This window comes from Bartonella sp. B30(2025) (assembly GCF_053793825.1).
Genome location: NZ_CP200034.1, coordinates 885,326 through 899,927 on the forward strand (window position 1 = coordinate 885,326; position 14,602 = coordinate 899,927).

Here is a 14,602-nt window from a genome sequence, read left to right on the forward strand (position 1 = left end):
AGCCAATACTTCATATTAAATGACTAAAAATTATATTAAATGGCTAAAAATTAAATGATTTAAAAAATTTAAAGAATCAACCGCATCTGTAATTAAAAAATGGAGATAAAAGTGATTGAGTTTCTTGTTGAACATCCATGGCTAGAAGCCACTTGTTGGCTCATTATTCTTGCTTTCACAATATTTTTAGCCAATGTGCTAGCACGCAACTTACTTGTCAACGGAACAAAACAACTGGCTTCTTTTCTGCCCAAAAATACCACTACTGATATTGAGCAGATCATTGGCTATATAGCAAATATCATTGCAGCTCTTCTTCTTTCAATCGGTATTGATTTTATCTCAATGTTGCCTGACACACTCAGCATTATTATCCGCAATGCTTCTAATGCTTTCATTATTTTTATCGTCGCCTTAACGGCTTCGGCTCTTCTCAATATTATTAACACAATTTATGAACAGCGTCCAACAGCAAAACTGAAACCAATTAAAGGTTATATTCAAATCGCTAAAGTTGCGCTTTTTGCTATTGCTGCCATTTTAATGGTCGCAACATTGCTTGACCGCTCACCTCTTATTCTCTTTTCTGGTCTTGGTGCAATGGCGGCTGTCCTTATGTTGATTTTTCAAGACACACTGCTTTCTCTTGTTGCAGGTGTCCAAATTTCCTCTACCGATATGGTACGCGTTGGCGACTGGATTGAAATCCCTGACCTAGGTGCAGATGGTAATGTTATTGAAATTGCACTTCATACTGTCAAAGTTCAAAATTTTGATAAAACAATCACAACAGTCCCTATCCGTAAGCTTGTGACCAATTCTTTTAAAAATTGGCGCGGGATGCAAGAATCAGGAGGAAGACGCATTAAAAGATCATTATTTATTGATCAGTTAAGTATCCGTTTTCATACAGAAAAAGAACAAAAATATCTTTCTAAATTTAACCTGTTAGAAAGCTATTTAGCGCAAAAAATACCACAAATTAATGAATGGAACGCTCAATTAGATAAGAATCAAGATGTGTCTGTAAATAAGCGCCGCTTAACCAATATAGGAACTTTTCGTGCTTATGTTTTATCATATCTAGAAAAAAATTCACATATTAAACAAAACGACACCATAATAGTGAGACAACTTTCTCCTACATCAAGCGGTTTACCATTGGAAATTTATTGCTTTACGAATACAACTGTTTGGTCAGATTATGAAACAATTCAGTCTGATATTTTTGATCATCTTTATTCCATTCTTCCCAGTTTTGGTCTAAAAGTTTTTCAAAATCCAAGTGGTAATGATATTATGCAAGCATTTGAAAATAAAGTGGAATGATAAATTTTTTAGCAAATTTTAGACTAACCCATATCCATAACAATAGAAAGAAAACAGTATCATGAATGGTTCATTGGTACTCCTTCATCTTGCAGGTGCTATTTCTTTGCTTCTTTGGGCCACACGTATGGTGCGCACAGGTGTTGAGCGTGCTTATGGAGATAGGCTAAAACTAAAAATGCGCTACATCATGTCTAATCCATTTTTCGCTGTAAGTTTTGGACTGTTTACAGCAATGGTGCTGCAAAGCTCGACAGCGGTCACGCTTCTTGTTGGCTCTTTTGTTGATTCTGGTTTTGTTTCTGGTTTAGCTGGACTTCTGGCTGTGCGTGGAGGCGAATTAGGATCAGCACTGGTTATTAAAATCCTCTCCTATAACCTTACCCTTGTAGTGCCGCTATGTCTTTTAATCGGCACTTTTATTTTCATGGCAACTGAAAAACGTAGTTGGCGTCAAATAGGACGAATTATCATCGGTATTGGTCTTTTAGTTCTTTCTTTACAAATGATCAGTGCAGCTACAGAACCTTTACGTGATAGTGCAATTTTGCCTAGCATCATTGCTTATCTTTCAACTGATCCTGTATCTTCTTTTTTATTAGCAGCAATATTGACCTATCTTTTACATTCTTCCATCGCTGGGATTATTCTATTGGTTAATTTTGCTAACTATGACCTTATTCATGCTCAATTGTGTGTCATAATGGTCCTGGGTGTTAACTTTGGCTCTTCTTTCATAGCTCCACTTTTAACACGCAATGCCTCTCCTCGTGCTCGTATTGTTCCATTAGGAAATTTACTTATGCGCGGAGCTGGCTCAATTCTTATCCTTATTTTGTTTCTCTCTCTTCAGCCACCAATCACGTGGCTTGGCTATGATGCCCCTACTCAAGTCATTAATGCGCATATTATTTTTAATGTTCTCATCCTTTTTGCTGGAATACCATTGTCAAAATGGATTTTAAAACTAACAACTAAAATCATTTATGTGAGTTCAAAAAAAGCACAAACCAATAAAATTATCAATTTATCTGATCAAACAGCTCTTGATGATAGCGTTATTGAGCGTCCAACTTTAGCACTTTCTAACGTCATGCGTGAAGTTATCCATATTTGTGATCTTGTCGATATCATGTTAGAAAAAATTATGGAACTTTATGAGAATCCTGATCCTGAGGTTATGCGTGAACTCAACCACCTTAATTTCATTTTAGACAAAAAGCATACAGCAATCAAACTTTACCTTGCACGATTAGCTGGACAGAAATTATCCGCTGAAGAAGCGGCTCAAACACAAGAACTTTTAAATGCCTGTATAAAATTGGATCAAACAGGAGATATTATTATCCATAATATGCTTACACTGGTTAAAAAGAAACAGAAAAAAGATCTAAAATTCAGCAAAGATGGATGGAATGACTTACTTCATTTTCACGCTATTGTTTTAGCCAATGCGCATATCGCATTTAATGCTCTTGTCTCGCGTGATACACACACTGCGCATTTGTTGGTGCAAAAAAAAGACCAGCTTAGAAATTTAGAAAAAGAGATGAGTCTCAAACATTTTAAGTGTCTTAGTGAAAATGAATTTCAAAATGTAGAATCATCTAGTCTTCATCTAGATACCGTACGCAATCTGAAACAGATTAATTCCCTTTTAACCTCAATGATCTATCCAATTTTAGAAGCACAGGGACTTCTTAAAAATTCTCGCCTATGTAATCCTTCTGGATAACAAACAGCAAAATCATGACTTTTGACTCCTTACATGAAAAAATGAATGATTTTCATGCAAGAAATAATAAGCATAAAAAATACAAACATTAACTATATTGCAGGCATTATTGCCTACAGTATTGTCGATCGGGTGACACAATATTTTAATCTTAACAAGTTAAGCAAAGAATATTACGAACATTTTCTGAACAATTGTTGCAGCTGCATTAGCTAAATTTTGAGAAACTGTTAGACATTAATTTTATTAATTAGCTTAGCGATAGCATTGCAGACTTTATTGAAACCTACATTTTCATAGAGATGCATCCAAAAGCTTAGTTATAAAACGTTTACTCGTTTTTTTATAAATGTCTTTTTAAAGTTTTGAAATATTTGCACTATAACCTTAGAGATTGTGACCATTATTAGCCACAGTCTTTAGCACCTAAACTAACCCACCGCTTCTTTTGATGATCTTTATGCTATCGTTAAAGAAAGCATTGGTAGATCTTTAGCAAATCATTGCTTACCATGATTCCATATTATAAAATAGCATTCTCATTTTGCAGTAATTTCTATACTGGCGTTTACGTAATATAAACTGCTATTTCTGTAATAACATATTAAAATATTACCCATATTTTAATATGTGATCGCTACGCGCGATGTTTACTGACAATTAAAATTTTGATAGAGTGAGACAACCATAAAGTATCTCATCTTTCTAAAACAACGATAGCAGGAATACAGCCTAATTAAGTAGTATTAAGTAAAACTGTTTTTAATGCTACACTCTCTTCGCACAATATTGAATCAATATATTTCAATATTTCACAAACAGTCCCATTTTACAGAAAACCTCACTGCCTTTTTGAATCTATAGCTGAAACAATGTTTTTCTAATATTAACAGGAGGCAAAAATATAGACTCTAAAAAGAAGCATGTTTCTCTTTTATGTGTTTTTTTAGAATCTTGTTGCATTTATATTTCTGCACTAAAATAATGATGTCTGTCTTATTATTCAACGTACTACATGCAATACAGTTTTCGATACGGAAAAAATGACATCTGATCTTATAGGCTCTATCTTGCCATCTCTTAAATGGTTATCAGATCAAGATCCTCCAATTCCAGCCAATATAAGAGATTGGCTCATGGAACAAGGATCCATGACACGTCGACTTGAAACTTACTGCACTTGCATACGTGTCGAACCACAATATGAAGGTTTTATTACACGCGATAACCTAGGAGAAGAAGCTGAACATCTACCAGATAGTGCAAGTTACTGGCTACGCGAAATTATACTTATGGGAGATAATCAACCTTGGCTCTTCGGGCGCACTGTGATCCCACAAGAGACCCTATTTGATCACAATCAAGCTTTAATGCATTTAGGGACTGTGCCACTAGGGCGATATTTATTCAGTAATAACAAATTGACTCGCGATTATATTCATATCGGTCGACAAAATACACTGTGGGCACGCCGCTCCCGTCTAAGATTAGCCGGTAAACCATTGTTACTAACTGAGCTATTTTTATCATCTTCACCTCTGTACAAAACAAATCTTATCCCAAGGGAAAACACAAATAAAAAAACATAACGAAAAACAGACAGGAGATGTTTCGTTTATCCACCAGCGCAAAAATTACAAATTCTCCCACTTAAACTAAACTATTATTTTTGTTCTATGAATATTGCTAATCCTATTCCTCTATACCCATCTTATAATACGATGCTAAGAATAAAAGTATTTTTAGATATTCTTTGCAGGTTATGAAGCTTTATTACAATTTTTGATACAGGTTATTTTTACTTCATCTTAAAGAACTTCACTTTTTCTGCTTAATCACACAATAACCTTACCGCTTACCAATATCTATATTACACATCACGCAGTTCTTGCATTTTTGTTTGCGTCAAAATTTTATAAAGGAACTGTTTAATTTTCCTCTATAAAACTAGAAGAAAAGACATTTATGAATAATTATTACTTTCTCTTGGTTTTATCTTCACTCATACCATCCTGTCTTATTCTTTATAGTTATAAATATGCACACCATCTCTTCATATTATTTTATTCAAGAATTTTAAATTTTAACGAAGTGAGCAAAAAACTCTATTCTTTTCTTTTTCACATAATAAAAAGATTACAATTCCTAATCAAAGCATCAATAAATATAACAAGATGCGCCACGTTCTCTCACTTTTAAAACAATTTTGCACCCCTCATCAATTTTATCATACAACATAAGTTCATCTGCTCGCATTCAAGCATAAAAATAACACCATCAGCTTTTGGCATATCTTGTGACACGTAAAAAACAATTAATATTGTCTTAAAAAAATTCTAAAACAGGACTTTACCTCTTCGTAGAATGTACTTATACTTCTTTCTCCTAAGAGAAACATTACAATAGGCAATATAGCACATCCGTTATCATTGCGTGTTCTGTATAATATTGGTCATTGTATCTCTCAAATAACAAATTTTAGGCACATACTATGACAGAAATGATCCTATCTCCCATTCCTTGGAGTGCAAACAGGACTACAGCCCTTTTAGTACTGGCTGATGGAACAATTATTGAGGGAAAAGGAGCAGGTGCAACAGGTATTGCTGAAGCAGAAATATGTTTTAATACAGCCATGACAGGCTATGAAGAGATCCTTACAGATCCATCATATAAGCAACAAATTATTAACTTCACTTTTCCTCATATAGGAAACGTAGGTGCGAATAGTGAAGATATTGAAGATCTTACACCTCTTAATTGCCACGGAGCCGTTGGTGCTGTTTTTAAAGCAGACATTACTCATCCCTCAAATTATCGTGCCCATAAAAATTTTAATCAATGGCTCAAAACACGTAAAATCATTGCACTTTGTGGTGTTGACACACGAGCATTGACAGCCCTTATTCGCGAAAAAGGTGCACTGAATGGCGTTATTGTTCATGACCCAGATGGAAACTTTGATATCGACGCTCTAAAAAAGCGCGCACAAAAATGGACAGGTCTCATCAATCTTGACCTTGCAAAAGAAGCAACATCAAAACAATCAAGAGAATGGAACGAAAAACCATGGGGGTGGGATAAGGGTTATAGTATAAATGACGTGCACAATTTCCACATTGTTGCAATTGATTATGGTATTAAGCGTAATATTCTTCGCCTTTTAGCTGCACAAAGTGCACGCATAACTGTTGTACCAGCAGACACAAGTGCAGAGGAAATTCTTGCATTGAAACCTGATGGTATTTTTCTTTCAAATGGACCAGGAGATCCAGCTGCCACAGCTCATTACGCTGTTCCAACCATCCAAGCACTCATTAAGAGTAATATACCAATTTTTGGTATCTGTCTTGGGCACCAGCTTCTTGCACTTGCTGTTGGAGCTAAAACCATCAAAATGCATCAAGGACATCACGGTGCTAATCATCCTGTGAAAGATTTTACTACTGGAAAAGTTGAAATTGTGTCAATGAATCATGGTTTTGCGGTAGATACAAAAACCTTACCCAAATATGTTCAAGAAACGCATATCTCTCTCTTTGATGGCTCGAATTGTGGTATTCGCATTATTGAAAAGCCTGTTTTCTCTGTTCAACATCATCCTGAAGCTTCCCCTGGACCACAAGATAGCCACTATCTCTTTCAACGTTTTTGTAATCTCATTATAGATTATAAAAAAGCATCTTAATTTAAAAATTTTGTATTCATTTTTTTCATTATTACTTTCATTTATTCATTAAAATTTTAAGGTTTTATTTTTTAAAAGTACTCTTACTGCGGTGATAAAAAAGTACCTAAAAAAAATAGTCTCTGTTCTTCAAAGGTTTTAGAGTTCTTACCTACAAAAACAGAAAGTAATTCTGTAGGTAAAGCATAATTAAAATGTAAAGTTTAAAAATAACGACTATTCACTTCATCCTGATCATTAAATTGCTTAACTTCTGATATACTTCAAAAAAATTTTGAATACATCCTTATAGATAATTTTAACAATAGAGCATCTTAACTCTGTCTCTTCCGACTCTCTATAAAATCCTATATAATCAAAGGATGATACAGCACCAAAATAAAACTAAAAAATGAATGCAACAAAAGAAAGAAGTGCATTCTGTTTACCATCATATTACAAACGACTTATGCTAGATTACAAAATTTTAAACAATCAGTTTATGTTTTACTCATTACAGAAAATATATCTACTTGATAAAAAAACATGGAAAAAAGGCATTTTATAGCTTACTTTCTTTATCTATTAATCTATAAAACTGTATTTAGCTTAAAAATTAAAATACTCTGCCTGCCACAATTGCAGTGCAAAAATGCTTGTCTATAGGAAAAAACATGCCAAAACGTACAGATATCAAATCTATTCTTATCATTGGAGCAGGACCTATTGTTATTGGTCAGGCATGTGAATTTGACTATTCTGGTACACAAGCTTGTAAAGCATTAAAAGAAGAAGGTTACCGCATCATTCTGGTGAATTCAAATCCCGCCACCATTATGACAGATCCAGATTTAGCTGACGCAACTTACATTGAACCTATCACTCCTGAAATAGTTGCGAAAATTATCGCTCATGAACGCCCAGATGCCCTTCTCCCAACTATGGGAGGGCAAACAGCACTTAACACCGCTTTATCATTAAAGCGTATGGGAATTTTAGATCGCTATAATGTTGAGATGATAGGTGCAAATGCTGATGCTATTGATAAAGCTGAAGACCGAGCCCTATTTAGAAAAGCAATGGCAAAAATAGGTTTGGAAACACCACGTTCTATGTTAGCCAATGCAACTGAACTTAAAGAAGAAAATCGCCAACTATACACAAAACAACGCAATCAAATTAAAGCTAAATTCTCAGGAGATGCACTAGATAAAGCATTAGAAGAGTTTGAGCAAAATTGGCGTCACATGCAAGATGATCGTAAACAACGTTATATAGCACATGCTACTGCAAAAGCGGTTCAAGCTCTTGAGATCATCGGGCTTCCAGCTATTATCCGTCCTTCATTTACACTTGGTGGCACTGGCGGTGGAATTGCCTACAATCGCTCTGAATTTTATGAAATTATTGAACGTGGGCTTGAAGCCTCGCCAACAACAGAAGTTTTGATTGAAGAAAGTGTCCTAGGGTGGAAAGAATATGAAATGGAAGTTGTTCGCGATAAGAATGACAACTGTATCATCGTTTGTTCCATTGAAAATATTGATCCTATGGGTATCCATACTGGTGATTCCATCACCGTAGCCCCTGCCCTCACCTTAACTGATAAAGAATATCAACGCATGCGTAACGCTTCAATAGCAGTCCTGCGTGAAATTGGTGTTGAAACAGGGGGATCCAATGTACAATTTGCCGTTAACCCTGAAAATGGTCGCTTAATTGTTATTGAAATGAACCCTCGTGTTTCCCGTTCTTCCGCTCTTGCCTCAAAAGCGACAGGTTTTCCCATTGCCAAAATAGCAGCTAAATTAGCTGTTGGCTATACACTTGATGAATTAACAAATGATATTACAGGCGGAGCAACACCAGCATCATTTGAGCCTTCTATTGATTATGTCGTTACTAAAATTCCTCGTTTTGCCTTTGAAAAATTTCCTGGTTCATCATCTGTCTTAACTACAGCAATGAAATCTGTAGGAGAAGTAATGGCCATTGGACGCACTTTTCAAGAATCATTACAAAAAGCACTCCGTGGGCTTGAAACAGGTCTTACCGGTCTTGATGACATTGTGATTCCTGAACATGCTGAGGGCGATGAAAGAAATTCTATACGCTCCGCCATTGCAATACCAAGCCCTGATCGTCTGCGCTATGTAGCTCAAGCAATGCGGATGGGCTTACCTTTAAGTGAAATTCACCAAATAAGCAAAATTGACCCTTGGTTTTTAGAACAAATAGCCTCCATTATTGAAATGGAACAACGCATCCGCATCCATGGGTTGCCCCAAGATGCAAATAATCTCCACATGTTGAAAGCTATGGGTTTTTCAGATGCACGCTTAGCTACTCTTACAAAACAAGAACCTGATGATATTGCAGCTTTGCGCAAATCCCTCAATGTTAAAAGTGTTTTCAAACGTATTGATACTTGTGCGGCTGAATTTTCTTCACCAACAGCATATATGTATTCAACCTATGAAGCACCCTTTGCAGGTGTACAACGCTCAGAAGCACAAGTTTCTGAACGTAAAAAAATTGCTATTTTAGGTGGAGGACCAAACCGAATCGGTCAAGGGATTGAGTTTGATTATTGTTGTTGTCATGCTGCTTTTGCACTACGTGATGCAGGCTTTGAAGCTATCATGATTAACTGTAATCCTGAAACTGTCTCAACTGATTATGATACGTCTGACCGTCTTTATTTTGAATCTTTAACAACAGAAGACGTTCTCGCCATTTTAGAAACAGAACGAGAAAAAGGTGAATTGATTGGAGTCATTGTTCAATTTGGAGGACAAACACCACTAAAATTGGCAAGCGCACTAGAAAAACATAATATCCCCATCTTAGGAACATCACCTGACGCTATTGATTTAGCAGAAGATAGAGATCGCTTTCAAAAATTGCTATTCAAACTTAATTTGACACAACCTAAAAATGGTGTTGCCCATTCAATTGAACAAGCACGCCTTATCGCTCATGAATTAGGTTTTCCATTGGTGGTACGCCCTTCCTATGTGCTAGGAGGACGTGCGATGCAAATTATCCGCGATGAGCGCAGCTTGCAGAATTATTTGCTCGAAATCGTCCCTGAATTAATATCGGAAGATATCAAAGCCCGTTATCCAAACGACAAAACTGGACAGATCAATACATTGCTTGGAAACAATCCACTTTTATTTGATACCTATCTAACAGAAGCAATTGAAGTTGACGTTGATTGTTTATGTGATGGAGAAGAAACGCTGGTTGTTGGTATTATGGAGCATATTGAAGAAGCAGGAATCCACTCAGGTGATTCAGCATGTTCTCTACCAGTACATACACTTTCACATACATTAGTCACTGAATTAGAGCGTCAAACTAAAGCGTTAGCACAAGCACTTCATATTCGTGGCTTTATGAATGTACAATACGCCATTAAAGATGACATAATTTACGTTTTAGAAATTAATCCACGTGCTTCGCGAACTGTTCCTTTTGTTGCCAAAACAATTGGTCGTCCAATTGCTAAAATAGCTGCACGTATTATGGCAGGAGAAACACTCCAAAATGCCCTTCAAGCTTATGGTGGACCACCGTCTCAAAAACAACAACAACGAATCGCCGTAAAAGAAGCTGTTTTTCCTTTTGCTCGCTTTCCAGGTGTCGACACACTTCTTGGCCCAGAAATGCGCTCAACTGGGGAGGTAATGGGACTTGATTATGAATTTGCGCTTGCTTTTGCTAAAGCACAGCTTGGAGCTGGTGTTGAACTTCCACAAGAAGGAACTTTGTTTGTTTCTGTGAGAGATGAAGACAAAATACGCATTTTGCCCCCCGTGAAACGTTTAATGGAACTTGGTTTTTCTATTTTGGCAACATCTGGAACACAAAAATTCCTTTCTGAGCATAATATTAAAGCAAAAAAAATCAATAAAGTACTAGAAGGCCACCCTCATATTGAAGATGCGATTCGTAATCGACAAATTCATCTAATTTTTAATACAACAAATACTGCCAGCGCTATCTCAGATTCTAAATCATTGCGTCAGGCAGCACTTATGCAAAAAGTTCCTTATTATACAACAACAGCTGGCGCTGAATCTGCAGCACACGCTATAGAAGCACTCAAAAAAAGCAATCTCGAAGTACGTTCACTACAAAGTTACTTCATGTAAAATTTTTACTATGCCATTATTATTTGCACTATTTTTGATTTTTTTTATAAAAAATACCAATTAGGACTTGCTTTTTTTCCTAAAATTCTTTACTGTTTTTTCCGTCGGACTTTCGGTTATGTAACTTTCTTCCCTGTGTAGCATGCTGTATGCAATGCGCGCTTTTGACGAGACTTTCTCCACCTAATTTCGATCTAAATTTATGCTGAAATTTTATTTCAGTATGTAGTAATTATTATTTTAAGGAGTTTCCTATGTCTACAGGAACAATTAAGTGGTTTAACGCTACAAAAGGCTTCGGATTTATTCAACCCAGTGATGGAAGTGCAGATGTCTTCGTACACATTTCTGCTGTTGAGCGCTCTGGTTTAAGCGATCTCAAGGAAGGACAGAAAGTCTCTTATGAAGTTATGCAAGATCGTCGTTCAGGAAAATTCGCGGCGAGCAACTTAACAGCTCTTTAATATTTGAACCATTTAATATCATTGAAAAATCCTTACTCATTTAACGAAGGTAAGGGTTTTTTGCTATTTGAAACAATGTATTGATCTTTATACAATATTGATTTTACTATACCAAACACTATTAAAAGCTTTGCAATGGCTTTTAAAATGCTCTTGTTCTTTGTCTTTCAATTTTATCGATCGTTAAAAAATTATTTTTTATAAAAGTCCACAGAGTAACAATATGGAATTTTGAGTTGAAATAAGATTTTTTTATAATTTGTTATTGCATACAACGTCACCTTTTATAAAATATTTTTGAATCAGCAGTTATTTACCTATACTATGTGAGGAATTAAAATTATGGCCTTTATCGCCGATAAGCTTTCTTATATAAAACCTTCTGCAACCATCGCTGTTTCTCAAAAAGCACGTAATTTAAAAGCATTAGGTCGTGATGTCATTGCTTTGAGCGCTGGAGAGCCTGATTTTGATACACCAGATAATATTAAAAATGCTGCAATTGAAGCTATTCGACGGGGTGAGACAAAATATACACCAATATCTGGGATTCCAGAATTACGCCAAGCAATTTCTGCAAAATTTAAAAGGGAAAATAATCTCACTTATAAACCAGAGCAAATTATTGTTGGTACTGGAGGAAAACAAATCCTCTTCAATGCCTTGATGGCAACTTTAAATAAAGGAGATGAAGTTATTATTCCATCTCCTTATTGGGTGAGTTACCCAGAAATGGTTGCCATTAACGGAGGAACACCCGTTTTTGTAAAAACAAAAGCTGAGTTCTTTTATAAACTTCAACCACAAGATTTAGAATCTGCTATAACCAATAAAACCAAGTGGTTTATTTTTAATTCTCCTTCCAATCCATCAGGTGCTGCTTATACACATGATGAATTAAAAAAGTTAACGGATGTCTTGGTGAAATATCCTCATGTGCACATTCTTACCGATGACATATATGAACATTTGACATATGAAGGCTTTACATTTGTCACTCCAGCTCAGGTAGAGCCAGAACTTTATGACCGTACACTTACAATGAATGGTGTTTCTAAAGCTTATGCCATGACTGGTTGGCGAATTGGTTATGCAGGCGGTCCACAACAATTAATTAAAGCCATGGACATCATTCAAGGACAGCAAACATCCGGAACAAGTTCTATTTCTCAATGGGCAGCAGTTGAAGCACTTAATGGACCGCAAGATTTTATTATTCAAAATAAAAGCATCTTCCAAGCACGTCGAGATCTCGTTGTCTCCCTATTAAATAGAACCCCTGGCATTAATTGTTCAACACCAGAAGGTGCATTTTATGTTTATCCCTCCTGTGCAGAACTTATTGGAAAAAAGACACCTGAAGGTAAAGTTATTACAAATGACGAAGATTTTGTACTTGCTCTTTTAGAGGCAGAATCTGTCGCTGTTGTTCATGGGTCTGCTTTTGGACTTGGACCAGCGTTTCGCATTTCTTATGCAACATCAGAAAAATTACTTGAAGAAGCTTGCTTACGTATCCAACGTTTTTGTAATAATTTACGCTAAAAGTTGAAAATAATTATCTTGACAGTTTTGTTGTTGTGAGAGCATTCTTATAGTGTTTTCTGCAAGTTAAGTTGTGACAAAAACCCTGTAAAAGATTTTTGTTAATGAAATTGTATCTAAATAGATAGCATAGGAAGACCTCAATTTTTAAAATACCTCATTCATACTGATGATGCACAACCTTTTTAAAATGATATGAGCACGATGCATGTTTCTTTTTTCCATGCTGCAATGGTGGCATTGTCTATTTTAAGTTTATGATTAAGAAATAACTGATGTTGATTTTGTTATAAAAAGGACATTGTTATATGCCTGTGAAGATTAAAACATCTTAATTAAAATTATAACGCTGAAAATTTAGCACTTATAAATACTGTTAGCTTATCATATTTTGCTATTTTACAATCTTTATTTATAATAACTTCTCCTCATAGTGCTTATTTTAGTTTAATATCTGCATATTGGTAAAAAATGATGAGATATCTGTAAGCTTTTTTTCTTAGTCTTTTAAGGTGTACCAATTTTTATTTTAGATATAAAAGCAAAAAAAAACCGGACAAACCAATGCCCGGCAAATTTCATAGACCTTCAGAGATAAATTCAATCTGATAGGCTTTTATAAGGGAATACTCAAGACAATGCAATGGGAGGTAACATAATCAAGAGATAACACTTTATGTCATTTTATATAAAAAAGCACAATAATAACTTATGCGTATCTGCCATGCAATAATCACATAGCTTAAGCATCACTATGTTACTAAAAAGGCCACGCGCGAGCTTTCAGAAAAATATAATCTCGAAAAGCATTGAGCTTTGCTAAATTTTTCAAAGAATTATGATAACAAAAGAATGTATCAAAAGAAGGAATATCGGTCATATCTGGAAAAAGACGCAAAATACGCTCATCATTATCCACGATATAATCAGGAAGCACAGCAATACCGAGATCATGTATAATCGCGTTCTTAATTGAAATGATATTGTTTATTTGTAATACTGGTGTACGCAAAGATCCATCATTTCTTCCAGCCTTTTCTAACCAATTTAAACCAGATAAATAAGAAGGCACAGGCTTACCGAATGAAATAATACGGTGAGTATCTAATTCTGACAATTTTTCTGGTCTACCGTACTTTGCAACATAATTTTTTGAAGCATAAACATGCATATGAATTGTAAATAGTTTTTTTTGTATAAGATCAGGCTGTTGAGGCTGATGCAAGCGAATTGCACAATCTGCATAGCGCATTGCTAGATCCATTTCTTCATCGTTAAATAAAAGTTGAATACGGACATCAGGATAAAGGCCAAGGAATTCAGGCATACGCTCCACAAGCCATCCTGCTCCCATTCCAAAGGTCGATGTAACACGTAAACGCCCTGCTGGTTTTTCACAGCTTTCATATAATTGCAAACGCGCATTTTCAAGTTTTATCAAAACATCATGCGCTGTACGATAAAGAACTTCACCCTGCTCTGTTAAAATCAAACCACGTGCGTGACGCTGAAACAAAGACATACCAACATCCTGCTCTAAAGCCGAAACCTGTCGTGAAATTGCTGACTGAGATAAATGAAGTTCTTGGGCAGCACGTGTAAAAGAACCCGCCTCTGCTGCAGCATGAAAAATTCTTAATTTATCCCAATCCAATGGTGACATCACAATTTTTCCTTTAAATATTTTTGCTTTTTATAGGTG

Annotated in this window: 8 protein-coding genes; 7 read left to right on the top strand and 1 reads right to left on the bottom strand. The window is 35.6% G+C overall.

Annotation, left to right across the window (positions count from 1 at the left end; translation table 11 throughout):
* Positions 1-111: 111 nt before the first annotated feature.
* The 7 genes from V4P55_RS03810 to V4P55_RS03840 all read left to right on the top strand — a co-directional run bounded on the left by V4P55_RS03810 (position 112) and on the right by V4P55_RS03840 (position 12,900).
* Positions 112-1,329 carry a mechanosensitive ion channel family protein gene (locus tag V4P55_RS03810; RefSeq protein WP_455473801.1) on the top strand — a complete coding sequence of 406 codons (1,218 nt, stop codon included), beginning with the start codon at positions 112-114 and terminating at the stop codon, positions 1,327-1,329.
* A 61-nt stretch (positions 1,330-1,390) separates the two neighbouring features.
* Complete coding sequence (locus V4P55_RS03815; protein WP_455473802.1) at positions 1,391-3,064, top strand: Na/Pi cotransporter family protein; 1,674 nt, start codon at positions 1,391-1,393, stop codon at positions 3,062-3,064.
* A 1,043-nt stretch (positions 3,065-4,107) separates the two neighbouring features.
* Positions 4,108-4,653, top strand: coding sequence for a chorismate lyase (gene ubiC, locus V4P55_RS03820; RefSeq protein WP_455473803.1), 546 nt, complete (start codon positions 4,108-4,110; stop codon positions 4,651-4,653).
* A gap of 902 nt (positions 4,654-5,555) precedes the next feature.
* A complete protein-coding gene (gene carA, locus V4P55_RS03825; RefSeq protein ID WP_455473804.1) occupies positions 5,556-6,752 on the top strand; it encodes a glutamine-hydrolyzing carbamoyl-phosphate synthase small subunit in 1,197 nt (398 codons plus the stop codon).
* A 653-nt stretch (positions 6,753-7,405) separates the two neighbouring features.
* Positions 7,406-10,891 (top strand): carbamoyl-phosphate synthase large subunit, encoded by a 3,486-nt coding sequence (gene carB, locus V4P55_RS03830; RefSeq protein WP_455473805.1) that lies wholly within the window; start codon positions 7,406-7,408, stop codon positions 10,889-10,891.
* 254 nt (positions 10,892-11,145) lie between these two features.
* Positions 11,146-11,355, top strand: a complete 210-nt coding sequence (locus V4P55_RS03835) for a cold-shock protein (RefSeq protein WP_455473806.1) — start codon at positions 11,146-11,148, stop codon at positions 11,353-11,355.
* 342 nt (positions 11,356-11,697) lie between these two features.
* Positions 11,698-12,900 (top strand): pyridoxal phosphate-dependent aminotransferase, encoded by a 1,203-nt coding sequence (locus tag V4P55_RS03840; RefSeq protein WP_455473807.1) that lies wholly within the window; start codon positions 11,698-11,700, stop codon positions 12,898-12,900.
* A gap of 760 nt (positions 12,901-13,660) precedes the next feature.
* On the opposite strand, the gene V4P55_RS03845 is transcribed toward V4P55_RS03840, so the two are convergent.
* Positions 13,661-14,566: a LysR family transcriptional regulator gene (locus tag V4P55_RS03845; protein WP_455473808.1), complete on the bottom strand. Its 906-nt coding sequence runs from the start codon at positions 14,564-14,566 to the stop codon at positions 13,661-13,663.
* Between the last annotated feature and the right edge of the window lie 36 nt (positions 14,567-14,602).